This window comes from Roseateles flavus, from assembly GCF_039872765.1.
GTDB classification, from domain to species: Bacteria; Pseudomonadota; Gammaproteobacteria; order Burkholderiales; family Burkholderiaceae_C; genus Roseateles_B; species Roseateles_B flavus.
On the sequence record NZ_JBDPZC010000001.1, the window covers coordinates 249,194 to 271,331 of the forward strand.

Sequence of the window (22,138 nt, forward strand, 5' to 3'; positions counted from 1 at the left end):
GCAGTATTTCAGCTTTCCGGCCGGAACCCAATGCCGGTGCGACAGCCAATCCCCTGCGCCTGCCGCCCGGGCCCGGCCCCGCTATGCTGCCCCCCATGCGCCGCTTCATGCAAGACCTGTCCCTGCCCTCCACCGTTGCCGGCTTCGTGGCCGTGCTCGTGGGCTTCACCAGCTCGGTGGCCATCGTCTTCCAGGGCGCGCAGGCCCTGGGCGCGACCTCGACCCAGCTCACCTCCTGGATGTGGGCCCTGGGCCTGGGCATGGGCCTGACCAGCCTGGGCCTGTCCCTGTGGACGCGCCAGCCCGTGCTGACGGCCTGGTCCACGCCCGGCGCGGCGCTGCTGGCCAGTGCGGTGGGCGTCTCCATGCCCGAGGCGGTCGGCGCCTTCATCGTCTGTGCGCTGCTGATCACGATCGCCGGCTTCAGCGGCCTCTTCGAGCGGCTGATGGACCGCATCCCCATCGCCATCGCCTCGGCCCTGCTGGCCGGCGTGCTGGCTCGTTTCGGACTGGACGCGATGCTGGCCACCCAGAGCGCGCCACTGCTGGTGCTGAGCATGGCCGCCGCCTTCCTGCTGGGCCGACGCTTCTGGCCGCGCTATGCCGTGCCTGTGGTGCTGCTGGTGGGCGTGGCGGTGGCCGGCGCCCAGGGCCGCCTGCACATGGATGCCGTGCAATGGGCCTGGGCGCGCCCGGAATGGGTGAGCCCGCGCTTCAGCGTGGCGGCCATGGTGGGCGTGGCCCTGCCGCTGTTCCTCGTGACCATGGCCTCGCAGAACCTGCCCGGCGTGGCGGCGCAGCGGGCCTCGGGCTACCAGACCCCCATCTCGGCCAGCATCGGTGTGACCGGCCTGGCCTCGCTGGTCCTTGCGCCTTTTGGCGGCTATGCGCTGAACCTGGCGGCCATCACCGCAGCCATCTGCATGGGCCGCGAGGCGCATGAGGACCCAGCCCGGCGCTACACCGCGGCCGTGATGGCCGGCGTGTTCTACATCGCCCTGGGGCTGGCCGGGGGCGCCGTCGTGGGCCTGCTGGCGGCCTTCCCGAAGGAGCTGGTGGCGGCCATCGCCGGCCTGGCCCTGCTGGGCACCATTGCCGGCGGACTCAGCGCGGCGCTGAAGGACGAGGCCCATCGCGACGCCGCCATCCTGACCTTTCTCGTGACGCTGTCAGGCCTCAAGCTGGCAGGCATCGGCTCGGCCTTCTGGGGCGTGGTGGCCGGGGCCCTGGCCCTGCTGGTGCAGCGCCTGCGCCGGGCCTGACGCCGCCTTCCCTCCCAAGATCCATCGCCTACTCATCCGGACCTTCGCCATGAAACTGCTTTTCGTTGCCGACCCGCTGCCCAGCTTCAAGACCTACAAGGACTCGACCTTCGCGATGATGCGCGAGGCGGCCCGCCGCGGCCATGAACTCTGGGCCTGCGAGCCCGCGGACCTCGTCTGGCAGCGCGGCGGCCTGGTGACGGCCCGCGGCGCGCAGCAACTGCAGCTCACGCCCGAGGCGCTGGCCAGCGGCTATGGCACGGACACGCCGGACTGGCACACCGTGAGCGCCAGGCAAGACCTGGCCCTCGCCGGGGTCGATGCCGTGCTGATGCGCAAGGATCCGCCCTTTGACAGCGAGTTCTTCTACACCACCCAGCTGCTGAGCCAGGCCGAGCGCGAGGGCGCCCGCGTCTTCAACAAGCCCGCGTCCCTGCGCGAGCACCCCGAGAAGCTGGCCATCCTGGAGTTCCCGCAGCACATCACGCCCACGCTGGTGACGCGATCGGCCGCGGCCATCCGCGCCTTCCATGCCGAGCACCGCGACATCATCCTCAAGCCCCTGGACGGCATGGGCGGCATGGGCATCTTCCGCGTCGGGCCGGACGGCATGAACCTGGGCGCCATCATCGAGACGCTCAACAAGGACGGCGCCCAGACCGTCATGGTGCAGCGCTACCTGCCCGAGATCGCCCAGGGCGACAAGCGCATCCTGCTGATCGGCGGCGAGGTCGTCCCCTTCGCCCTGGCGCGCATTCCGCAGGGCGGCGAGGTGCGGGGCAATCTGGCGGCCGGCGGCAAGGGCGTGGCCATGCCGCTCACCGATCGCGAGCGCGAGATCGCCCAGCACCTGGCGCCCATCCTCGCGGCCCGCGGCCTGCTGCTGGTGGGCCTGGACGTGATCGGGCCCTGCCTCACCGAGATCAACGTCACCAGCCCCACCTGCTTCCAGGAGATCGGCGCACAGACCGGCTTCGACGTGGCGGCGCTCTTCGTCGACGCGCTGGAGAAGGCGGTGGGCGCGGCCCAGGGTTGATCCGCATGCCGCACAGGCGCTTCGGGTTGTCAAATACCAGAGCAAGACCAAAAAAATACCAATAACGCCTGATCCCGGATCGGGCGCGGCACTCGTCGGGGCTTGCACGGTCAGCCCTGGCGGGCCGGGGAAAGACGGGTGCGCTGGAGGGGTCGTCAACGAACGGCCCAGCGTGGCGCCGCTGCGGGCGGTGCCTCCACCGGGCTGCTGTCCAGCCTTGCACCGATCCCCTGGAGGTTCCCATGACCGTGTCCACCCCATCCGTCCGCCGCCATGCCCTGGGCCTGGCCCTGCTGGCCGCCGGCGTCCAGCTCTCGACTTCCGCGCTGGCCGCGACCTGCTCGGCCGCCTGGGCCGAAGGCAAGACCTACACCGCCAACACCTTGGCCAGCTACCAGGGCAAGGACTACAGCGCCCTGGTGACCCACACCGCCTATGTGGGCGCCAACTGGAACCCGGCCTCCACGCCTTCGCTGTGGCGCTTCGTGGCGGACTGCACGGCCAGTCCCACGCCCACGCCGACACCCACACCCACTCCGACACCGACACCGACACCGACACCGACACCGACACCGACGCCCACGCCCACGCCCACGCCCACGCCCACGCCCACGCCCACGCCCACGCCATCCCCCGGCCTGCCCAAGCACGCCCTGATCGGCTACTGGCACAACTTCGCCAATGGCGCGGGTGCGCCCATCCGCGTGAAGGACGTGTCCGATGACTGGGACGTGATCATGATCTCCTTCGCCAGCGACGCGGGCGACGGCGGCGTGGCCTTCCAGCTGGATCCCGGCGCCGGCTCCGAGGCGGACTTCATCGCCGACATCGCCGCCAAGCGCGCCAAGGGCAAGAAGGTGGTGCTGTCCCTGGGCGGCCAGGAGGGGCGCATGACGCTCAACACCAGCGCGCAGGTCACGAACTTCGTCAACACCCTGGCCGCGCTGATCGCCAAATACGGCTTCGACGGCATCGACCTGGACCTGGAGAGCGGCGCCGGCGTCTCCCTGGGCTCACCCATCATCAACAACCTGATCAGCGCGGTGAAGCAGCTCAAGGCCAAGGTGGGCCCGGGCTTCTACCTCTCGATGGCACCCGAGCATCCCTATGTGCAGGGCGGCTACGTGGCCTACGGCAGCATCTGGGGTGCCTACCTGCCCATCATCGACGGCCTGCGGGACGAGCTCACGATGATCCACGTGCAGTACTACAACAACGGCGGCTTCACCTACTCTGACGGGCGTCAGCTCAACGAGGGCACGGTGGACGGCCTGGTGGGGGGCAGCCTGATGCTGATCGAGGGCTTCAAGGTCAGCCAGGGCACGGGCTGGGAATTCAAGGGCCTGCGCCCTGACCAGGTGGCCTTCGGCGTGCCCTCGGGCACTCGCTCGGCCGGCCGTGGCTATGCGCCGCCCAGCGTCATCAACCAGGCGCTGACCTGCCTCACGCTGCTGCAGAACTGCGGCGCGGTGAAGCCCAAGGTGGCCTATCCGGCCTTCCGCGGCGCCATGACCTGGTCCATCAACTGGGACCGGGCGGATGGCTACAACTTCTCGGTGCCGGTGAAGGCCCAGTTGAAGACGCTGCCCTGAGGGCCGTGTGAAGGCAAGACCTGACCCCGGCAGCACAGACGCCGGGGGGCAGGTCTTGCCCGACTGAGCGGCAATTCAGCGCCGCTTCAGGGCCAGGTGCAGCGGCACGTCGGGGCGCAGGGTGATGTCCAGGCGCGGCTGCGGCGCGCGCCGGCCGGGCACGGTCTGCAGCTCGTAGCGCTGCAGCAGCAGGGCGGCGATCACGCTCATCTCCGTCAGCGCGAAATGGCTGCCCAGGCATACGCGCGGGCCGGCGCCGAAGGGCAGCCAGGCGCCGCGCGGGATCTCCGGGTGGCCGGCCGCCGGATCGAAGCGATCGGGGCGGAAGGCCTCCGGCTCCAGGAACCAGCGTGGATCGCGGTGCGTGAGGGCGGGCGTGATGCGCACCATGCTGCCCACCGGCAGCGTGTAGCCGGCCACCCGGACCGGCGCGGTCGTGCGCCGCGAGAACAGGGCGGCCGCCGGTGGATACAGGCGCAGGCTCTCCTTGAAGCTGCGGGACAGGCGGGGCAGCTGGGGGAGGTCGGCGGCGGTGGGCGCGCGCTCGCCCAGCACGGCCTGCAGCTCGTCGGCGACACGGCGCTGCTCCTCGGGGTGCGACGCCATGCACCAGCCCCACCAGGTGAGGGCGGCCGCGGTGGTCTCGTGCCCCGCGAGGAAGGTCGTCATGCACTCGTCCCGCAGGGCATGGGCGTCGAAGCCCTGGCCCTGGGCGTCCTGGGCCGCCAGCATCAGGCCCAGCAGGTCGGTGCCGGTGTCGGCGCCGGTGTCCTCGCGGGGCTCGGTCCGGGCCAGGCGTTGATCGACTTCCGCCTCGATGAAGCGCTTGAGCAGCTGCAGGGCCCGTCGCTTGCGGGCCTTCCAGGGCATCCACAGCGGGGCGCTGACCGGCCAGTAGAACTCCTGCATGGCCTCGATGCCCAGGTCATGCACGGCGGCGGCCATGGCGCGCCCCTGCTGTTCGTCGCCGCGGGAGAAGAGGGCGCGCATGATCACCTCCATGGTGACCTGGGTCATGGCCGACTCGAAATCGAAGTCCAGTTCGAAGTTCGGCTGGCCCTGCCAGCGCTGCAGGCTCTCGCGGGCGGCGTCCACCATGCGCGGCACGAAGCTCTCGACACGCCGGGGCGCGAAGGCGGGCTGCAGCATCTGACGCTGACGCTGCCAGGCCTCCCCTTCGGCCACCAGCACGCTGTGGCCATGGGCGCTGGCGAACACCTCGGTGCCACGCTCCCAACGGATTAGCTGCTCGTGCGAAGCCACCAGCACCTCGCGGATGTGATCGGGGTGCAGGAAGCTGTAGTCCACCAGGTGGACGAAGCGCTGGCGGACGACGTCGCCATACTGCGCATGCCATTGGCGCAGCGGGCCGAGGTAGTCGCGGCTGAGGGCGCGCAGGCGGTCGAAGCCCAGGCCTGCGGGGCCTGGAGGGAGGGCGGATGTCGTCGGGGTGAGGGTCTGGGTGTTCATGGGCCCGCATGGTGGCGAGACGCCCGCGGCGGGTCTTGAACGAAATCGACATCGGCCCGGGCCTCCCCCTGTCCCCGGCCTGACTACACTGCCGCCATGGACAGCGACCGCCACCCCGATGCCGTCGCCCGGCTGATAGCGCCCAGCCTGGCCCTCAGCGGCTGCCTCTATGCCTCCCTCTGGCGCGACACCACGGCCGCTGCCTCGCTCACCGCGGCGCAGCGCAGCTCCCACTTCCCGGCCACGCCCTTCTGCGGCATGACCTGGGTGCTGGAGGGCGACGGCTGCCAGGTGCTGGACGACGGCAGCGAGCGTCGCCTGGGCGGCCGCTGCCTGGTCGGCGGGCCGCGTACCCGGCCCGCCCAGTTCCGCTCCGATGCCGGCACGCGCTGCTTCATGGTGGCCATGCTGCCGGAGGCGCTGCATGCGCTGACCGGCGTGGACCTGACGGCCCTGCTGGACCGCTACGAGCCCATCGAATCCGCCCTGGGGGCCGACTGGCAGGCCCTCAACACCGCCTTGCTGGCCGCCCCGGACGAGCACGCCTGCCAGGCCCTGCTGGAGGAATTCCTGCTGCCGCGCTGGCGGGCCTGGGCGCAGAGCCAGGCCGCGCCGCCGCGCCGCTACCGGGACTGGATGCAGAACCTGGCGCTGAAGGCGGTGGCCGGCGGCCATGGCGACAGCCTGCGCCAGGTCGAGCGCCGCATCAAGCGCTGGAGCGGCCAGAGCATGCAGGCCCTGCGCCGCGTCAGCCGTGCCGAGTCCACCTTTCACCGGGTGCGCCGCGAGATGGAGGCCGGCGAGGTGCTGTGGAGCGCCCTGGCCCAGGACGCGGGCTATGCGGACCAGGCCCATCTGTGCCGCGAGACCCGCCGCGTCACCGGCTTCAGCCCGGAGGAGCTGCGCCGGCGCATCGACACGGACGAGGCCTTCTGGGCCTATCGCGTCTGGGTCTGAGGCACGCAGCCAGGCCCGGCGAAGGGCGGGGTGGCCGGCTAGCCTATGGCCCTTCGCAGCGCTTCAGGCGGGCGTTCATCATCGAAGCGTAAGCGCAGATGGAGGCCGGGACGATGCCCGCATCCGCGCGAAGCCGGTCCACGGCCTCTTCATCCTCGATGGGGAACATCTCCGCATTCCCGAGCGCGTCGATGACTCGGGTCTGGGTGCCATAGCGCTGTGGCTTTTGCTGTCTGACGAGAATCCGGTCCGTCAGCAGCGCCAGATGTCTTTTTTCGAATTCACCCTGGGCCGTCGCTGCCGTGATGACGGGCAGGTACTTGAGCTGGTAGTCCAGAGGCGCGTGCTGGACGACCATGTAGGCGGACTGGACGGCCGCTTGCCCAAAGGCGGTTCTTGACGGCCAGCCGCACCGGGTGACCAGATCCTCCAACGCCTTCCTCAGGGAGGCATCGGCCTCATCAATCAACGCCATGGCTTCCTTGACCTGGGCCGGATCCGCCGCGATGCCGCTTTCCTGGGCGCGCGAGTAGATGGCCATAAGCTGTTGGCGCGGTTGCTGGTCGCGTTCGAACCACTGGTTGGTTTGCCGGGTTTCCTTGTACCAGTCGCATGGGGTCGAGATTGAAAAGTCAGGCACGCGCGGCGCATCCTCAGCACGGACATGGACTGCAAGAAGCAAGGCCATCCAGGCGCATCCGCAAACGAAGGTCCTGTGGCGCAAGCGTAGGGATTCAGATTTCATGCGGGCGATCATTGGAATGCTCGGCTGGCGATGACGGCACGTGCTGGAGGCATCCGGCCCCGGTATCCGCGGAGCGCAGCAGGCGCGTGGAGGCGGTCCACGCGCCCGGGATCTTCAGGATCAGCTGATGAAGTCCCTGTCAGGGCAGGGGCAGAAGGGATTGGGGCCCCAGCCGCTGTCCGTGGTGACGGTCGAGACCCAACGGGCGCCGGCCACGGAATTGATTTCTTCGTCGCTGAGGTCCTGGGCCGAGTATTCACCCAGCATCTTGATTTCCAGGTCTTCGCCTTGGGTGTCGGTGTGTTTCATGATTTCCTCTTCGTGGTTGGATTTGATGGGGTTTACTTCCATTCCTGACCTGGCCGGTCAAAGAATTCTGTTGGCAGATGATCGGCGAGTTTCAGGCTGGGCTTTTCCCTAAGTCTGAAATCCGCTGTTCCCGAAGCCAGGAACCTGCACATCAGGTCCAGGGTGCGCAGCTCCGGTTCGTGCAGTTCCATCCAGAGAAACTGTCCAGCCTGATTGACTTCGAAGAAATTCCACTGGCCGGAACGGGTATATGCCAGATCAATTGAACAGGTACAGAGTCCCAGCTGCCGGGTCAGTTGAATGCAGCGCTCATGGATTGCCGCAGGCAGCTCCATGGGTGTGATCGCCAGCCCGCCGAGCTGATCCCGCCTGATGTCGATACCTGCCTTTCCGCTATTGATCATCTTGGCGGCCAGGATTTCCTCTCCTGCCACCAGCACGCGGGCCTCGAATTCGATGTCCAGAAGCTCCTGGAATATGCCCGGACACAACTCGAGGGTCTGTGTTTGACTCATCAGTTCCGGCGCCACCTTGGCGGTGCAGGCTGTCGCGCCCTCGAATGTCGCAGGGTTGAACATCTTGTGAATGATGTTTCCATCATGCGACTCGTAAAAGCGGCGAATTTCATCCGCTGAGTTGGAGATGAGCGTCCTGGGAACTTTGAATCCGAGCTTTCTGGCCGTGCTGAGCTGGAGTACCTTGTTTTCGGCACGCCAGGCCTGCATCCAATGATTGGCCCAGAATGGGGCGGCTTGATCGAGAAGATGCAGCATGCCCCGCCTCGAGTCCTGCCACTCTTGATTGAATATCTTGTGATTCTTGGAGGGGAGCTGGGCTGGGGCGGAAATGCTGCCGCTGCGTCGGTGCCAGATTGTTCGAACCTTGCTGAAGTCCAGCGCCGCGCTGCGAGCCCTGCTCCTGAAGCGCAGGCACTCTTCTTCCTGCAGGCTCAGTGATATCTCATGATTGAAGGGGGACCCGTCCAGGCAGAGCAGCTGACTATGGCTGCCTAATTCATCCAGGCCCTTTGATACGGCGTGCGCATGAAAATCAGACTCGGTGGAGATTATTAATATCATTTATCTCATCATGCGGCGCGGGTGGATTCTAAGTATTGCCCTGGGTGGGGCAACTGTAAGAAGTTGCAGGTAATTGGATGTCCGGATCAGCAATCGCCCAATGGACGCCGCCAGAGGGGGGGCAGGCCCGTGGCCCGGAGCCGCGGCCGAGTCTGGGACAATCCGCCCCCATGGCTGTCCTCTCCCTGACCAATGCCCACCTCGCCTACGGCCATGTGCCGCTGCTGGATGGTGCCAATTTCGCGCTGGAAACCGGTGAACGCGTGGGCCTGATCGGCCGCAACGGCACCGGCAAGTCCTCCCTGCTCAAGATCCTGGCCGGCATCGACAAGCTCGACGACGGCCTGCTGCAGCTGCAGCTGGGTCTGCGCAGCGTCTACGTGCCCCAGGAGCCCGAGCTGCGGGCCGAGGCCAGCATCTTCGAGGTCGTCAGCGAAGGCGTGGCCGAGGCCCGCGCGCTGCGCGAGCGCTTCGAGGCCCATGCCCCGGGCGAGGACCTCGACGCCCTGCAGACCCGCCTGGAGCAGCTGGGTGGCTGGACCTGGGAGCAGCGGGTGGAGGAGACTCTGCAGCGCCTGGGACTGGACGGCAGCCGCCAGGTCGGTGCGCTGTCCGGCGGCCTGAAGAAGCGCGTGGCCCTGGCCCGCGCCCTGGTGGCCCAGCCCGACGTGCTGCTGCTGGACGAGCCCACCAACCACCTGGACCTGGACGCCATCGCCTGGCTCGAAGGCCTGCTCAATGCCTTCAAGGGCAGCCTGCTGCTGATCACCCACGACCGCGCCTTTCTTGACAACGTCTGCAACCGCATCGTCGAGCTGGACCGGGGCCAGCTGCGCGGCTACCCCGGCAACTTCGCCGCCTTCCAGGCCGCCAAGCAGTACGAGCTGGAGAACGAGGCCCTGGCCAATGCCCGCTTCGACAAGGTCCTGGCACAGGAGGAGGTCTGGATCCGCAAGGGCGTGGAGGCCCGCCGCACCCGCAGCGTGGCGCGTGTCGCCCGCCTGATGCAGATGCGCGAGGCCCACGCCGCCCGGCGCGACGTGCAGGGCAAGGTGCGCCTGGACATCGCCACCGGCGACGCCAGCGGCAAGATCGTTGCGGAGCTGGACAAGGTCAGCAAGCGCTTCGGCGAGCGCACCGTGGTGCGTGAGTTCAGCACCACCATCCTGCGCGGCGACAAGATCGGCCTGATCGGCCCCAACGGCGCGGGCAAGACCACGCTGCTGAAGCTGATCCTGGGCGAGCTGGCCCCTGACAGCGGCACCGTGCGCCAGGGCACCCGCCTCACCGTGGCCTATTTCGACCAGATGCGTGACGGGCTCAACCTGGAAGCCACGCTGGCCGACACCATCAGCCCCGGCAGCGAGTGGATCGAGATCGGCAACCAGCGCAAGCACGTGATGAGCTATCTGGGCGACTTCCTCTTCGCCCCGCAGCGCGCCAACTCGCCGGTCAAGAGCCTCTCCGGCGGCGAGCGCAACCGCCTGCTGCTGGCCCGGCTCTTCGCCCGCCCGGCCAATGTGCTGGTGCTGGACGAGCCCACCAACGACCTCGACATCGAGACCCTGGAGCTGCTGGAAGAGCTGCTGCAGGACTATGACGGCACGGTCTTCCTGGTCAGCCATGACCGCCGCTTCCTGGACAACGTGGTCAGCTCCACCCTGGTCTCGGAGGGAGATGGCGTCTGGCGCGAGTACGAGGGCGGCGTGCAGGACTGGCTGACGCAGTCCCAGCGTGCCAGGGCCATGGCGGCTGCGGCTGCACCCAAGGCCACCCCGGCGCCGGCAGCCGCGGTGGCGGCGCCTGCGGCGGCCAGGCGCAAGCTCAGCTACAAGGAGCAGCGCGAGCTGGACGAGCTGCCGGGCCGCATCGAGGCCCTGGAGACCGAGCAGGCGGCACTCAACGCCCTGATCGGCGGTACCGAGCTCTACACGCAGGGCGCCGGCCGCATCCAGGAGGTCACGAACCGGGCGGCGGCCATCGAGGAGGAACTGATGGTCCTGCTGGAGCGCTGGGAGACCCTGGGCGCCCGCTGAGCACGAGGCCGGGCGCCGGACTCAGGCGCGCTGCAGCTTGTCGGCCGGGATCAGGCCGTTCTTGTTCTTCAGCTGCACCACCAGCTCGCCCTGGCGGATGACCACGGCGTCCACCACCTCGGTGCTGCTGCCCAGGCGCACGCGGTCGCCCGGCTTCAGCGGGGGCACCTGGGGCATGGCCGGCATCGGGATGGGGGCCGACACCCGCTGCATCACCTGCGGCGAGCCCATGACCTGCTGCAGGCGCTGGTGCAGCTCGGGCCGTTCGGTGGCGAGCTTTTCCAGGGCCTGGCGCAGGGTGCTCTTCAGCTCCTGGGCCGTGAAGGGCTTCTTCAGCAGGAAGCGGGCGCCGGCCGCCTGGGCCTGGGCCTGCTGTTCGGGGCCGGCCTCGAAGCTCAGCAGTGCGAGCCGGCAGTCCGGCACCTGCCGGCAGACCTGCCGGTGCAGGGCGATGCCGCTGAGCGCCTCCTTGGGGAACCAGTCGCAGATCAGGAACTGGGGGCGGAAGCCGGGCAGCAGTGCCAGGGCCTCGTCGGGCCGGCTGCAGCAGCGGATGCTGTCCGCCGGAAAGCCGTAACCCTCCAGCAGCTGGCGTGCAAAGGCCTGGACGCCGGGCAGCGGATCGACGATGAGGAAATGGAGCGGAGTGGGGGCGTTCATGGCGGCGCGGCCGGGTGTGGACGGCGGCCTGCAATCGATATTGCAAACGATCTTATCGAGCCCGGCCTGCGCCTCGCTGACGCCCCGGGAAAGCCCGGCCGCCTAAACCTTCGGCAGCGTGAAATAAGTGCGTGACGCCGTCGCGACGCCGGCCCGGGCGGCGCAGCCTCTGCGCCGCGTTTGGCCCTAGCATGGGCTGTTCGGGCCAGCTGCAGGAAAGTCCGTTGCATGGGACTCAGGCGTCAGATCCTCGTCTATGTGTTCGCGCTCTGTGCGGGTTGCGTCCTGCTGGGCATCTGGGCCATCCAGCGCGGCCTGGCGAAGGCCTACGAGGACGTGGAACTGGAGGAGGCTCGAGACGACTTCCAGCACCTGGTGGCCATCCTGGATGGCGAGATCCAGCACCGCGAGTTCATGCTGCACGAGTGGCGCCTGTGGCCGGATCTGCGCCGGCACCTGACCCGGCCCGATCCCGAGTTCATCCAGCGCAACTTCAGTCCCGCCTACCTCGCGCAGGTGGGCCTGGACGGCCTGCTGCTCCTGGACGACCAGGGCCGCGTGGCCCTGCAGGTCTGGGCCGCGGTGGATGGGGCGAGCTGGCTGGCCTCCCTGCCGGCCGGCACCCGCCACTGGCTGGGCGCGCCCGCCGCCGACAGCCCCGCCTGCGGCCTGGCGGGTTCGCCGGACTACCTGGTGCTGCTGTGCCGGCGCCGCCTGGAGGAGCCCGGGATGAACGACGGCGCCCGTGGCGTGCTGGTGATGGCCGAGCGCCTGGACAGCCATTTCCTGCGGCGGCTCGAGCGCCGCGTCGGCCTGCCGGTGCGTTTCGTCCCTGCGGCCCAGGCCCTGCCCCTGGCCGGTGACCCTGTGCAGGCCCTGGGCAGCGCCGAGTTGCCGGGCGCGGGCCCCTGGAGCCTGCGCCGTCTGGACGAGCGGCTGCTGATGCACTGGCCCCTGCCCGTGGCCGGCGAGTCCCTGCAGCGGGTGGCCCTGGAGGTGCAGCATGGGCGCCGCATCGTTCAGCGCGGTGAACGCGAGGCCCGAGAGCGCCGTCTGACCGCCGGGGTGCTGGCCCTGGTCTTCAGCCTGACCCTGGCCTGGCTGCTCGATCGCACGGTGATTTCGCGCGTGGTGCGCATGCGGCGCGAGCTGGCCGCCATCCGTGAGCAGAGGCAGTGGCATGCCGCCGTGACCCTGCAGGGCGCGGACGAGATCAACGAGCTGGGCGCCGGCATCAACCACCTGCTGTCCGTCATCGACCGCCAGGTCTACGAGCTGGAGAAGCTCTCGCTGACCGACGCCCTGACCGGCCTGCCCAACCGGCGCTGCTTCAGCCAGCGCCTGTCCCTGGCCCTGCGCCAGCAGCACCGCAACGGCGCCTCGCTGTGCCTGATCCTGATCGACGTGGACCACTTCAAGCGCTACAACGACCACTACGGCCATGCTGCGGGGGACCGGGCGCTGCAGGAGGTCGCGCGCTGCCTGCAGGAGGTCGCGCGCCGTCCCTCGGACCTGCCGGCCCGCCTGGGCGGCGAGGAGTTCGCCCTGCTGCTGCAGGACACCGACGCGCCGGGCGCCCTGCACCAGGCCGAGGAGTTCCGTGCCCTGCTGGCGCGGGCTGGCATCGCCCACGAGGCCCAGCCCGAGGGCGCGGCCACCGCCTGTGTCACCGCCAGCATCGGCCTGGCGATGTTCTCGACGCCGGACAGCCCCGACACGCTCTACCAGCGGGCCGACGCGGCCCTGTACCGCGCCAAGGCCGCGGGCCGCGACCGCATCGAGTGCGCCTGAGCCGGGCCGGCGCTCAGCGCAGGCGCTCCTCGCGCATGGCCTGCAGGCGGCGCCAGAAGCGGGCGTCCTGCGAGGTGGCGAAGTTGATGCGCATGAGGCTGCCGGCCTGGCGGGTGGCGCTGAACAGCACGCCCGGGGCGATCAGCCAGCCTTCGTCCAGCATGCGCTGGGCCAGGCGCTCGGTGTCCATGCCGACCTCCAGCCAGCCGAAGAGGCCGGCGGGCGGCGTGACGAAGCGGCAGCCTGCGGCTTCGGCCAGGGGCACGACGCGCTGGCGGGCGGCGTCCAGCCGGGCGATCACGCGCTCGGCGTGGCGGCGCAGCGTGCCCTGCTCCAGGCACACGGCCACGGCGCGGTCCATCAGGGGGCTGGTGGTGAGGGTGGTCAGCAGCTTCTGTTCGGTCAGCTGGGCCACGACCTCTGGCGCCGCCGCCACGAAGCCCACGCGCCAGGCCGGCGTGAGGATCTTGGAAAAGCCCGAGACATAAAGCGTGCGCCGCAGCCCGTCCAGGGCCGACAGCCGCGGCGCGTGGTTGGGCGCCATGGAGGCATAGGTGTCGTCCTCGACGATCTGGAAGTCCTGCGACTCGGCCAGCTTCAGGATCTGGTGGGCGCGGGCCAGCGACAGCGTGCCGCCCGTGGGGTTGTGCAGCACCGAGACCGTCACGTACATGCGAGGCCGGTGCTCCTGGGCGAGCTGGGTCATCACGGCCATGTCCGGACCGTCGGCGCCGCGGGGCACGGGCAGCAGGCGCATGCCGGCCTGGGACAGCCGCGCGTATTCGATGGACCAGCCGGGGTCGTCCACCAGCACGGCGTCGCCCGGCTGCAGCAGGCGGCGGGTGATGAGGTCCAGGGCATGGGTCGCGCCGACGGTGCTGACGATCTGGTCCGCCGGGGCGCTGATGCCCAGGTCGTCCAGGCGCCGGGCCAGGGCCTGGCGCAGGCGCAGGTCGCCGCCGGGCTCGCCGTACTGCAGGGCCAGGGGGTCGTCGCCGTCGGTCTGGGCCAGCACGCGGCGCATGGCGCTCTGCAGCAGGGGCAGGTCCAGCCAGTCGCCGGGCAGGGTGCCCAGGCCGGGCGCATGGCGGGCGTCGGCCTGGAACATGCCGCGGATCAGCGCGGTGGCGTCCAAGGGCACGCCCTGGGGGATGCCCACTGGCGGACGCGGGGGGTCGCTGCGCCCGGGCGCCACGGGTTGGGGGCGCAGGTCCCGCACGAAGAAGCCGCGCTGCTTGCGCGCCTCCACCAGGCCGGCGGCCAGCAGCTGGTCATAGGCGGCCACCACGGTGTAGGGGCTCACGCGGTGATGACGGGCGCATTCGCGCACCGAGGGCAGGCGGCTGCCCGGCAGCAGCAGGCGCTGCTGGATGCGCTGGGAAAAACGCTGGGCGAGCTGCTGGGCCAGGGTCTGGCCGGCGTCGCGCTGCAGGGAGGCTGTGTCGGTGTGCATGCCAGTACAGTTTCTAGTGCTGTCTGGATAAGTGTATTGGTTCTGTACTGGCTGTGGGCCGTAGACTGGGCCGATGCAGAAGTCTTCGACCCGTGTTCTGGGACTGCTCGGCGGCATGAGCTGGGAGTCCAGCGCGCAGCTGTACGCCCTGATCAACCGCGAGGTGGCCACCCGCCAGGGCGGGCTGCACAGCGCGCGCCTGCTGCTGTGGAGCGTGGACTTCGACGAGATCGCCACCCTGCAGCGCGAGGACCGCTGGGACGAGGCCGGGCGCCTCCTGGGCGAGGCCGCCGCCGGCCTGCGCCGCGCCGGCGCCGGGGCCCTGATGCTGGCGACCAACACCATGCACCGCGTGGCCCCGGCCATCGCGGCCGGCGGCGAGCTGCCCCTGCTGCACCTGGTGGACCTGACGGCCGCCGCGCTGAAGCGCCAGGGCATCCGCCGCGCCGCGCTGATGGGCACGCGCTACACCATGGCGCCGGGCTTCTACACCGAACGCATGCAGGCCCAGGGCATCGAGCTGCTGAGCCCTCAGGGCGAGGACGCCGAGGAGGTGCACCGCATCATCTTCGAGGAGCTGTGCCGCGGCGAGGTGCGGGACAGCTCGCGCCAGACCCTGCTGCGCCAGGCCGCCCAGCTGGCCACGCAGGGCGCACAAGCCCTGATCCTGGGCTGTACCGAATTGGGACTCTTGCTGGATGATGCGGTCCAGCAGGACTGCCCGCTGCCGTTCTTCGACAGCACCCGCTTGCAGGCGCAGGCGGCTGCAGACTGGCTGCTGGCCCCGTGAAATCACCGGGCCTTTGCCGGCCCCCGACGTTTTTCAGACGACTTGCTGGAGACAAGAAGATGAGCACCACCCCCTGGAACCTGGCCCAACGCGCCGCACGGATGAACCCGTCCATCATCCGCGAGATCCTCAAGGTCACCGAGAAGCCGGGCATCCTGTCCATGGCCGGCGGCCTGCCTTCGGCGGACACCTTCCCCGTCGAGGCCCTGAAATCGGCCTGCGACCGTGTGCTCTCGCTCAATGCCAAGGAGTCCCTCCAGTACGCCGCCAGCGAGGGCTTTGCGCCGCTGCGCGAGTGGGTCGCCGCCCGCATGGCGCACCTGGGCATCGACTGCTCGCCGGACCAGGTGCTGATCACCAGCGGCTCGCAGCAGGGCCTGGACCTGGTCGGCAAGATCCTGTGCGATGCCGGCGCGCCCGTGGCCGTCGAGACGCCCACCTACCTGGGCGCCCTGCAGGCCTTCACGCCCTACGAGCCCATCTTCACCAGCCTGGCCAGCGACCACGAAGGTCCGCTGCCCGAAGCCTTCGGCCGCCTGGCCCATGACGCGCCTGGCACCCGCTTCGCCTACCTGCTGCCCAACTACCAGAACCCCACCGGTCGCGTGATGAGCCTGGAGCGCCGCCAGGCCGTGATGGCCGCGGCCAAGGCGGCCAACGTGCCGGTGGTGGAAGACAACCCCTACGGCGACCTGTGGTTCGATGAGGAACCGCCGGCAGCGCTGACCTCGATGTGGCCCGAGGGCTCCATCTACCTGGGCTCCTTCTCCAAGGTGCTGACCCCCGGCTTCCGCCTGGGCTACATCATCGCGCCCAAGGCCCTGTACCCCAAGCTGCTGCAGGCCAAGCAGGCCGCCGACCTCCACACGCCGGGCTTCAACCAGCGCGTGGTCTATGACGTCATCAAGGACGGCTTCCTGGATCAGCACATTCCCAGCATCCGCACCCGCTACAAGGCCAATCGCGATGCCATGGCCGAGGCCCTGAAGAAGTACCTGCCGGCCGGCTGCGAATGGCAGAAGCCCAAGGGCGGCATGTTCTTCTGGATCCGCCTGCCCGAGGGCCTGGACGCCATGGCCCTGCTGCCCAAGGCCGTGGACGCCAACATCGCCTACGTGCCCGGCGCGGCCTTCTACGCCGCCAACCCTGATCTGCGTGCCCTGCGCCTGTCCTTCGTGACCCTGACGCCGGAGCTGATCACCGAGGGCGTGGCCATCCTGGGCCGCGTGCTGGGCGAGGCGCTGGAGTCCGGCGCGCAGCCTACGCCCTGAGGCGCCGCCGTGGTGGGCGACGGCCTGCACCGCCAGCTCGGGGAGCGCCGCTACCGGCTGGGCCTTGAGCCGGCCGACATCGACGCCGTGGCCGCCCATGCCTACCTGAGCCAGGCCTACTGGTCCGAGGGCATCCCGCTGGCGCTGGTGCGGCGGGCGATCGCGCACTCGCTGTGCATCGCCCTGCGCTGCCGTGAAGGCGAGGGGCCCGAGGTCCAGGTGGGTTTCGCCCGCATGGTCACGGACCGGGCGACCTACGCCTACCTCTGCGACGTCTACGTGCTGGAGCCGCACCGCCGCCAGGGCCTGGCAGACTGGATGATGCAGACCCTGCTGCAGCACCCGGACCTCCAGGGCCTGCGCCGGCTGCAGCTGGTCACCCGTGACATGCAGGCGCTGTACGCCCGCCACGGCTTCCGGCCCCTGGGCCATCCCGAGCGGGGCATGGAGATTGCCCGGCCCGGCCTGTACCTGCGCGACGGCGCCAAGCCGCCGCCCTGAACTTTTCATCGTCACCGTCTGAAGGAGCCTTGATGAGCCCGCGTTCGCGTCCCTTTGCCCAGGTCGATGTCTTCACGGCGGTGCCGCTCAAGGGCAATGCCCTGGCGGTCGTGGTGGACGGGACGGGCCTCGACGAGACCCAGATGCAGGCCTTCGCCTGCTGGACCAACCTCAGCGAGACCACCTTCCTGCTGCCGCCCACCCTTCCCGAGGCGGACTATCGCGTGCGCATCTTCACGCCCGGCGGCGAGCTGCCTTTTGCAGGCCATCCGACCCTGGGCTCGGCCCATGTCTGGCTCAGGCACGGTGGCGTGCCCAAGACGCCCGGCCGCATCGTCCAGGAAAGCGCCATCGGCGCCGTGCCCCTGCGCCAGGACGGCGAGCGCCTGGCCTTTGCGGCGCCGGCCCTGGTGCGCAGCGGCCCGGTTCCGGCCGAGGTGCGCGAACAGGTCGTCCGTTGCCTGCGCGTGGCGGACACGCAGCTGCTGGACGTGGTCTGGGTGGACAACGGCGGGCCGCCCTGGGTGGCGGCGCGCCTGGAGACGGCCGAGGCCGTGCTGGCCATCCAGCCCGACTTCCTGGCGATGCAGGGCCTGGACCTGGGCGTCGTCGGCGCCTACCCGCCGGGGCATGAGCTGCAGTTCGAGGTGCGCGGCTTCGTGCCGGGCCTGTCGGTGCCCGAGGACCCGGTGACGGGCAGCCTCAATGCCGGCCTGGCCCTGTGGCTGATCGGCAGCGGCCTCGCGGGCCCGTCCTATACCGCCGGTCAGGGCCGGGCGCTGGGCCGGGATGGCCGCATCCATGTGCACAGCGAGGGCGGCACCTGCTGGATCGGCGGGGATGTCGTGCCCTTGATCGAGGGGCAGGTCCTCCTCTGAGGCCGGCCCTGACAGCGAAGCAGAGCAGGGGAGATAGCGATGGACATGGATCATCTGGTGGTCGGTGCGGCCACGCTGGAAGATGGGGTGGCCTGGTGCGAGCGGGCCCTGGGCGTGCGCCCGGTGCCGGGCGGCAAGCACGCGCTGATGGGCACGCACAACGCCGTGCTGAACATCGGCTCGGCGACGCATCCGCGCTGCTACCTGGAGATCATCGCCATCGATCCCGAGGCGCCGCCCCCCGGCCGCGCCCGCTGGTTCGACCTGGACCTGCCCGCGCTGCGCGAGCGCCTGGCGCAGGGGCCTGGGCTCATCCATTGGGTCGCGCGGGTGCCCAGCCTGGAGGCCACGCTGGCGCAGTGGCGCAGCGAGGGCGTGGACGGCGGCCAGCCCGTGGCGGCCTCGCGCGGCCTGCTGAGCTGGCAGATCGCCCTGCGCGAGGACGGCCGGCGGCTGCGTCGCGAAGGGCTGCCCATGCTGATCGAATGGGGCGACAGACACCCCTGCGACGCCCTGCCTGACAGCCCCGTCAGCCTCAAGGCCTTCGAGGCCCGTGATGGCCTGCGGGTCTGGCTGGACACGCCCCTGGGCGAGCGGATGCTGGAGGTGATCGGATGACCCAGGACCTGTTTCGGGACGACGCCGGGCTGCTCGAATGCACGGCCCGCCTGCTGCGAGCTGACGAGCGTGGGCTGCTGCTGGACCGCACCGTGTTCTACCCGCAGGGCGGCGGGCAGGCGGGCGACGCGGGGGAGGTCGTGCTGGCCGATGGACGCACGATGGCCATCGCCGACACCCGCAAGGGCGAGGGCCTGGAGATCCTGCACCTGCCCGCCGTGGGGCAGTCGCTGGAGGGGCTGGCGCCCGGGCAGGAGGTGCGGCTGCGCATCGATGCGCAGCGGCGCCGGGCCCACATGCGCTTCCATACCGCCACGCACCTGCTGTGCGCGCTGGTGCCGCATCCGGTCGACGGCTGCTCCATCACCGCGGGCTATGCGCGCCTGGATTTCCATATGAGCGAGCCCCTGGACAAGGAGGCCCTGACGGCGGGCCTGGCGCGCCTCGTGGCCGAGGCCCGGCCGGTGCGGCTGCGCTGGATCACTGACGCCGAGCTGGATGCCAATCCCGGCCTCGTGCGCAGCATGAGCGTGCAGCCGCCACGCGGCAGCGGCCGCGTGCGCCTGGTCGAGATCGAGGGCCTGGACCTCCAGCCCTGCGGCGGGACGCATGTGAGCAACACGGCGGACATCGGCGCCGTGGTGGTCACCAAGATCGAGAAGAAGTCCGCGATGACGCGGCGCGTCGTGCTGGGCTTTGCCCAGCCAGTCGACGCCTGAGGCGGAACAAGCGCCTCAGTGGCCCTTCTGCTTGAAGTTGTCGTGGCAGGCCTTGCAGCTCTGGCCCACGGCGCCCGCGGCGATCTTCACGTCTTCCTGCTTGCCTGACTTGACCGCGGCCTGCAGCTTGCCGACCTCGGCCTGCAGCTTGTCAGCCGCTTCCTGGAACTTGGCCGGCTGGCTCCAGACTTCGGGCAGGGCTTCGGTGCCCTTGGCCTTGTCGCTGCCCGGCACGAAGGCGGTGAAGGGCAGCTTGGACACGACGGCGATCACGGCCATGTTCTCTTCGACGGCCTTCGCGTCGTAGGGCACCTTGCCCTGAGCCATGTCGTTGAGGCGCTTGAAGTGCGTGGCCATCAGCTCGAAGCCGGCCTGGCGGTATTCCACGGCATCGCTGGGGCGCTTGAAGGCGCTTGGAGCCTGGGCGCTGCTCAGGGCGCTGCCAAAGCACAGCAGGGCCAGCAGGGCGGGGCGGGACTGGGCGAGGATCGAAGGCATGGGGTCTCCGTGTTGGGGTGTGCCTGCCCGGTGGTGCCGGGCGGGGACGGCGCAGTGTAGGCCAGGCCCCGCGGCCTTGCAGGGCAGGCCGAGCGCCGTGGCGTCGGGCCATCGGCCGGGCACGGGCATTGCCACTGCGGCTTGGGTTCGCCCCGGGGCTCGGGTATCGTTGCCTCATGAAGGACCGCGACACCCATCAAGCCCTGCGGGTCTGGGACCTGCCGACCCGCCTCTTCCACTGGGGCCTGGTGCTCTGCGTGGGCGGGGCGGTGGTCTGCGCCAAGCTGGGCGGGAACGCCATGGCCTGGCATCTGCGCTTCGGCTATGCGGTGATGGCGCTGCTGGTGTTTCGCCTGCTGTGGGGCGTGTTCGGCGGGCACTGGTCCCGCTGGCGCCAGATGTTCTACGGGCCCGCGGCCACCTGGCGCTATCTGCGGGGTCAGGCCTTGCCTGATGATCACTTCGATGTCGGCCACAACCCCCTGGGCGCGCTTTCGGTGCTGGTCATGCTGTGCTGGCTGGCCGTGCAGGTGGGCTCCGGCCTGATCTCGGATGACGAGGTGGCCACCACGGGCCCGCTGGCCGCCTGGGTCAGCAGCGAGACCAGCCTGGACTGGACGGACTACCACCAGCACCTGGGCCAGTGGGGCCTCTACGCCATGCTGGGCCTGCATGTGGGTGCGGTCCTCTTCCATCAGTGGTTCAAGCGCCGGCAGCTGATCGGCGCGATGCTTGGCGGCGACAAGCTGGCGCCCGCCCATCTGCAGGCCAGCCGGGATTCCGCCGCCACCCGGCTCTTCGCGCTGACCCTGCTGACAGCCTGCGCGGCCGCGGTCTACCTGCTGGTGAACCTGGGCACGCCCGGCTGAAGCGTGGACGCACCGCCCCGCCCTCAGTCGCATCCCGGCAACGCGCGTCGCCGCAGCCTGGGTACACTGGCCCGCCTATGGACGCTTCGAACCAGATCCAACTGATCAGTCCCGATAGCCCCCAGATGTGGGAGGAAGCGCGGCAGATCCTGCGTGAATACGCGCAGAGCCTCGATGTGGACCTGTGCTTCCAGGGCTTCGAGCAGGAGCTGCTGCAGCTGCCCGGCGAATATGCCCCGCCCTCGGGCCTGCTGCTGCTGGCCCTGGTGGACGGCCAGATCGCAGGCTCCGGTGCCTTCCGCAACCTGCCCGATGTGGACTACGCCAACGCCTGCGAGATGAAGCGGCTCTACGTGCGGCCCGCCTTCCGCCGCTTCGGCCTGGGTCGCATCATGGCCCAGACCCTGATCGAGCGCGCCACCCAGGCCGGCTATTCGGCCATGCTGCTGGACACTCTGGATGACATGGAAGCCGCCCGTGGCCTCTATGGCAACCTGGGCTTCGAGACCGTGCCGCCCTACTACTACAACCCCATCCCCGGCGCGCACTACCTCAAGGTCGAGCTGGACTGAGGTGCAGGCGTCGAGGCCCGGGCGGCGGGTGACGGCGGGTTTGCGGTCGATTGCGGCCGATTACGCCCGATTACGCCGCTAGCATGGCTCCCCCACCCGCCCGAAGCGCCGCCATGAGCCTCTCCCCCGACATCCGCCCCGTCCACCCGCATGCTGCCGGGCTGGGCGAGTCTCCGCTGTGGCATGCCCAGGAGCAGGCGCTCTACTGGGTGGACATCCCCGGCAAGGCGCTGCTGCGCCTGCGGGCCGATGGCGAGACCCTGGACCATTGGCCCCTGCCTTCCGAGCCGGGCTGCATCGCCGTGCGGGCTCGCGGCGGGCTGCTGATGGCGCGGCGCGACGGCATCCATGCCTTCGACCCCGCGACCGGCCGCTCCGAGCGGCTGTTGTCGCCACCCTACGATCCCGCCCGCCAGCGCTTCAACGACGGCAAAGCCGATCCGCAGGGGCGCTGGTGGATCGGCGGCATCGACGACGCCCGCGCGCCCGAGGCCTTCTTCTACCGCCTGGACGCGCAGGGCTGCCAGGCCCTCATCGCCGGCGTGAGCACCGGCAACGGTCTGGCCTTCAGTCCCGATGGTCGCCGGCTCTACTGCTCGGACACCAAGGCGCACACCGTCCAGGTGCGCGACTACGACCCCGCCACCGGCCTGCCCGGCGAGCCCCGTGTGCTGGCGCGCTTTGCGCCGCGCGAGGTCGGCCAGCCCCTGTCGAGCTATGGCGGGCGCCCGGACGGCGCGGCCGTGGACGCCGAGGGGGCCTACTGGGTTGCGATGTTCGAGGGGCAGCGGCTGCTGCGCCTCTCGCCCGAGGGCGAGGTGCTGGCCGAGCTGCCCCTGCCTGTGCGCTGCCCCACCATGCCGGCCTTCGGCGGGCCGGACCTGCGGACCCTCTTCATCACCACTGCCCGCCAGGGGCGGCCTGCGGAGGAAGTGGCCGACCAGCCTTGGGCGGGCTGCGTCCTGCAGTTGCGCGTGGAAGTGCCCGGCCTGCCGGTGCCGGCCGTGGCCTTGTAGGAGCGGCGGCGCCTGC

Annotated in this window: 22 protein-coding genes; 15 read left to right on the forward strand and 7 right to left on the reverse strand. The window is 70.0% G+C overall.

What is annotated here, in order from left to right:
* Positions 1-107 precede the first annotated feature (107 nt).
* The 3 genes from ABDJ40_RS01125 to ABDJ40_RS01135 all read left to right on the forward strand — a co-directional run bounded on the left by ABDJ40_RS01125 (position 108) and on the right by ABDJ40_RS01135 (position 3,890).
* Positions 108-1,262, forward strand: a complete 1,155-nt coding sequence (locus ABDJ40_RS01125; protein ID WP_347604971.1) for a benzoate/H(+) symporter BenE family transporter — start codon at positions 108-110, stop codon at positions 1,260-1,262.
* Between the two features lie 49 nt (positions 1,263-1,311).
* Positions 1,312-2,298, forward strand: coding sequence for a glutathione synthase (gshB, locus tag ABDJ40_RS01130; RefSeq protein WP_347604974.1), 987 nt, complete (start codon positions 1,312-1,314; stop codon positions 2,296-2,298).
* A 242-nt stretch (positions 2,299-2,540) separates the two neighbouring features.
* Positions 2,541-3,890 carry a chitinase gene (locus ABDJ40_RS01135; protein ID WP_347604977.1) on the forward strand — a complete coding sequence of 450 codons (1,350 nt, stop codon included), beginning with the start codon at positions 2,541-2,543 and terminating at the stop codon, positions 3,888-3,890.
* Between the two features lie 75 nt (positions 3,891-3,965).
* On the opposite strand, the gene ABDJ40_RS01140 is transcribed toward ABDJ40_RS01135, so the two are convergent.
* Complete coding sequence (locus ABDJ40_RS01140) at positions 3,966-5,360, reverse strand: cytochrome P450 (protein WP_430765582.1); 1,395 nt, start codon at positions 5,358-5,360, stop codon at positions 3,966-3,968.
* Between the two features lie 96 nt (positions 5,361-5,456).
* Here ABDJ40_RS01140 and ABDJ40_RS01145 point away from each other — a divergent pair, with 96 nt between their 5' ends.
* Entirely contained in the window at positions 5,457-6,317 is an 861-nt protein-coding gene (locus tag ABDJ40_RS01145; RefSeq protein WP_347604980.1) for a helix-turn-helix domain-containing protein, read from the forward strand.
* Between the two features lie 43 nt (positions 6,318-6,360).
* Here the strand turns inward: ABDJ40_RS01145 and ABDJ40_RS01150 are convergent, their stop codons facing one another.
* The 3 genes from ABDJ40_RS01150 to ABDJ40_RS01160 all read right to left on the reverse strand — a co-directional run bounded on the left by ABDJ40_RS01150 (position 6,361) and on the right by ABDJ40_RS01160 (position 8,450).
* Positions 6,361-7,062, reverse strand: coding sequence for a DUF6624 domain-containing protein (locus tag ABDJ40_RS01150; RefSeq protein ID WP_347604983.1), 702 nt, complete (start codon positions 7,060-7,062; stop codon positions 6,361-6,363).
* 120 nt (positions 7,063-7,182) lie between these two features.
* A complete protein-coding gene (locus tag ABDJ40_RS01155) occupies positions 7,183-7,371 on the reverse strand; it encodes a hypothetical protein (RefSeq protein WP_347604986.1) in 189 nt (62 codons plus the stop codon).
* 32 nt (positions 7,372-7,403) lie between these two features.
* Complete coding sequence (locus ABDJ40_RS01160) at positions 7,404-8,450, reverse strand: ATP-grasp domain-containing protein (RefSeq protein ID WP_347604989.1); 1,047 nt, start codon at positions 8,448-8,450, stop codon at positions 7,404-7,406.
* A 170-nt stretch (positions 8,451-8,620) separates the two neighbouring features.
* On the opposite strand from ABDJ40_RS01160, the gene ABDJ40_RS01165 reads away from it, so the two are divergent.
* Positions 8,621-10,486, forward strand: a complete 1,866-nt coding sequence (locus tag ABDJ40_RS01165; protein WP_347604992.1) for an ATP-binding cassette domain-containing protein — start codon at positions 8,621-8,623, stop codon at positions 10,484-10,486.
* Between the two features lie 21 nt (positions 10,487-10,507).
* Here the strand turns inward: ABDJ40_RS01165 and ABDJ40_RS01170 are convergent, their stop codons facing one another.
* Complete coding sequence (locus ABDJ40_RS01170) at positions 10,508-11,146, reverse strand: response regulator (RefSeq protein WP_347604995.1); 639 nt, start codon at positions 11,144-11,146, stop codon at positions 10,508-10,510.
* Between the two features lie 228 nt (positions 11,147-11,374).
* Here ABDJ40_RS01170 and ABDJ40_RS01175 point away from each other — a divergent pair, with 228 nt between their 5' ends.
* Positions 11,375-12,937: a GGDEF domain-containing protein gene (locus tag ABDJ40_RS01175; protein ID WP_347604998.1), complete on the forward strand. Its 1,563-nt coding sequence runs from the start codon at positions 11,375-11,377 to the stop codon at positions 12,935-12,937.
* Positions 12,938-12,950: 13 nt separating this feature from the next.
* On the opposite strand, the gene ABDJ40_RS01180 is transcribed toward ABDJ40_RS01175, so the two are convergent.
* Positions 12,951-14,390: an aminotransferase-like domain-containing protein gene (locus ABDJ40_RS01180; RefSeq protein ID WP_347605001.1), complete on the reverse strand. Its 1,440-nt coding sequence runs from the start codon at positions 14,388-14,390 to the stop codon at positions 12,951-12,953.
* Between the two features lie 73 nt (positions 14,391-14,463).
* On the opposite strand from ABDJ40_RS01180, the gene ABDJ40_RS01185 reads away from it, so the two are divergent.
* From ABDJ40_RS01185 to ABDJ40_RS01210, 6 genes are read left to right on the forward strand one after another with little or no spacing between them, the layout of a single operon-like run.
* Positions 14,464-15,180, forward strand: coding sequence for an aspartate/glutamate racemase family protein (locus ABDJ40_RS01185; RefSeq protein WP_347605004.1), 717 nt, complete (start codon positions 14,464-14,466; stop codon positions 15,178-15,180).
* A gap of 59 nt (positions 15,181-15,239) precedes the next feature.
* Positions 15,240-16,451, forward strand: coding sequence for an aminotransferase-like domain-containing protein (locus ABDJ40_RS01190; protein ID WP_347605007.1), 1,212 nt, complete (start codon positions 15,240-15,242; stop codon positions 16,449-16,451).
* Positions 16,452-16,463: 12 nt separating this feature from the next.
* Positions 16,464-16,952, forward strand: a complete 489-nt coding sequence (locus tag ABDJ40_RS01195; protein WP_347605010.1) for a GNAT family N-acetyltransferase — start codon at positions 16,464-16,466, stop codon at positions 16,950-16,952.
* Positions 16,953-16,984: 32 nt separating this feature from the next.
* Positions 16,985-17,830, forward strand: a complete 846-nt coding sequence (locus ABDJ40_RS01200) for a PhzF family phenazine biosynthesis protein (protein ID WP_347605013.1) — start codon at positions 16,985-16,987, stop codon at positions 17,828-17,830.
* A 39-nt stretch (positions 17,831-17,869) separates the two neighbouring features.
* The gene (locus ABDJ40_RS01205; protein ID WP_347605016.1) at positions 17,870-18,448 is read left to right on the forward strand and encodes a VOC family protein; all 579 of its coding nucleotides are present in this window, start codon (positions 17,870-17,872) and stop codon (positions 18,446-18,448) included.
* Entirely contained in the window at positions 18,445-19,167 is a 723-nt protein-coding gene (locus ABDJ40_RS01210) for an alanyl-tRNA editing protein (RefSeq protein WP_347605019.1), read from the forward strand. Before ABDJ40_RS01205 ends, ABDJ40_RS01210 begins: the two co-directional genes overlap by 4 nt.
* Before the next feature lie 15 nt (positions 19,168-19,182).
* Here the strand turns inward: ABDJ40_RS01210 and ABDJ40_RS01215 are convergent, their stop codons facing one another.
* Positions 19,183-19,665 carry a c-type cytochrome gene (locus ABDJ40_RS01215; RefSeq protein WP_347605021.1) on the reverse strand — a complete coding sequence of 161 codons (483 nt, stop codon included), beginning with the start codon at positions 19,663-19,665 and terminating at the stop codon, positions 19,183-19,185.
* A gap of 176 nt (positions 19,666-19,841) precedes the next feature.
* Here ABDJ40_RS01215 and ABDJ40_RS01220 point away from each other — a divergent pair, with 176 nt between their 5' ends.
* From ABDJ40_RS01220 to ABDJ40_RS01230, 3 genes are all read left to right on the forward strand, one after another.
* The gene (locus ABDJ40_RS01220; protein ID WP_347605024.1) at positions 19,842-20,534 is read left to right on the forward strand and encodes a cytochrome b/b6 domain-containing protein; all 693 of its coding nucleotides are present in this window, start codon (positions 19,842-19,844) and stop codon (positions 20,532-20,534) included.
* Between the two features lie 125 nt (positions 20,535-20,659).
* Positions 20,660-21,106, forward strand: coding sequence for a GNAT family N-acetyltransferase (locus ABDJ40_RS01225; protein WP_347605027.1), 447 nt, complete (start codon positions 20,660-20,662; stop codon positions 21,104-21,106).
* A gap of 113 nt (positions 21,107-21,219) precedes the next feature.
* Positions 21,220-22,122: an SMP-30/gluconolactonase/LRE family protein gene (locus tag ABDJ40_RS01230; protein WP_347605030.1), complete on the forward strand. Its 903-nt coding sequence runs from the start codon at positions 21,220-21,222 to the stop codon at positions 22,120-22,122.
* The last annotated feature ends 16 nt before the right edge of the window (positions 22,123-22,138 follow it).

What these genes read in the sequence shown, in the direction of transcription:
- ABDJ40_RS01125 (WP_347604971.1), top strand. Translation starts at nt 108, where the DNA reads ATGCAAGACCTGTCCCTGCCCTCCACCGTTGCCGGCTTCGTGGCCGTG.
- gshB (WP_347604974.1), top strand. Translation starts at nt 1,312, where the DNA reads ATGAAACTGCTTTTCGTTGCCGACCCGCTGCCCAGCTTCAAGACCTAC.
- ABDJ40_RS01135 (WP_347604977.1), top strand. Translation starts at nt 2,541, where the DNA reads ATGACCGTGTCCACCCCATCCGTCCGCCGCCATGCCCTGGGCCTGGCC.
- ABDJ40_RS01140 (WP_430765582.1), bottom strand. Translation starts at nt 5,360, where the DNA reads ATGAACACCCAGACCCTCACCCCGACGACATCCGCCCTCCCTCCAGGC.
- ABDJ40_RS01145 (WP_347604980.1), top strand. Translation starts at nt 5,457, where the DNA reads ATGGACAGCGACCGCCACCCCGATGCCGTCGCCCGGCTGATAGCGCCC.
- ABDJ40_RS01150 (WP_347604983.1), bottom strand. Translation starts at nt 7,062, where the DNA reads ATGAAATCTGAATCCCTACGCTTGCGCCACAGGACCTTCGTTTGCGGA.
- ABDJ40_RS01155 (WP_347604986.1), bottom strand. Translation starts at nt 7,371, where the DNA reads ATGAAACACACCGACACCCAAGGCGAAGACCTGGAAATCAAGATGCTG.
- ABDJ40_RS01160 (WP_347604989.1), bottom strand. Translation starts at nt 8,450, where the DNA reads ATGATATTAATAATCTCCACCGAGTCTGATTTTCATGCGCACGCCGTA.
- ABDJ40_RS01165 (WP_347604992.1), top strand. Translation starts at nt 8,621, where the DNA reads ATGGCTGTCCTCTCCCTGACCAATGCCCACCTCGCCTACGGCCATGTG.
- ABDJ40_RS01170 (WP_347604995.1), bottom strand. Translation starts at nt 11,146, where the DNA reads ATGAACGCCCCCACTCCGCTCCATTTCCTCATCGTCGATCCGCTGCCC.
- ABDJ40_RS01175 (WP_347604998.1), top strand. Translation starts at nt 11,375, where the DNA reads ATGGGACTCAGGCGTCAGATCCTCGTCTATGTGTTCGCGCTCTGTGCG.
- ABDJ40_RS01180 (WP_347605001.1), bottom strand. Translation starts at nt 14,390, where the DNA reads ATGCACACCGACACAGCCTCCCTGCAGCGCGACGCCGGCCAGACCCTG.
- ABDJ40_RS01185 (WP_347605004.1), top strand. Translation starts at nt 14,464, where the DNA reads ATGCAGAAGTCTTCGACCCGTGTTCTGGGACTGCTCGGCGGCATGAGC.
- ABDJ40_RS01190 (WP_347605007.1), top strand. Translation starts at nt 15,240, where the DNA reads ATGAGCACCACCCCCTGGAACCTGGCCCAACGCGCCGCACGGATGAAC.
- ABDJ40_RS01200 (WP_347605013.1), top strand. Translation starts at nt 16,985, where the DNA reads ATGAGCCCGCGTTCGCGTCCCTTTGCCCAGGTCGATGTCTTCACGGCG.
- ABDJ40_RS01205 (WP_347605016.1), top strand. Translation starts at nt 17,870, where the DNA reads ATGGACATGGATCATCTGGTGGTCGGTGCGGCCACGCTGGAAGATGGG.
- ABDJ40_RS01210 (WP_347605019.1), top strand. Translation starts at nt 18,445, where the DNA reads ATGACCCAGGACCTGTTTCGGGACGACGCCGGGCTGCTCGAATGCACG.
- ABDJ40_RS01215 (WP_347605021.1), bottom strand. Translation starts at nt 19,665, where the DNA reads ATGCCTTCGATCCTCGCCCAGTCCCGCCCCGCCCTGCTGGCCCTGCTG.
- ABDJ40_RS01220 (WP_347605024.1), top strand. Translation starts at nt 19,842, where the DNA reads ATGAAGGACCGCGACACCCATCAAGCCCTGCGGGTCTGGGACCTGCCG.
- ABDJ40_RS01225 (WP_347605027.1), top strand. Translation starts at nt 20,660, where the DNA reads ATGTGGGAGGAAGCGCGGCAGATCCTGCGTGAATACGCGCAGAGCCTC.
- ABDJ40_RS01230 (WP_347605030.1), top strand. Translation starts at nt 21,220, where the DNA reads ATGAGCCTCTCCCCCGACATCCGCCCCGTCCACCCGCATGCTGCCGGG.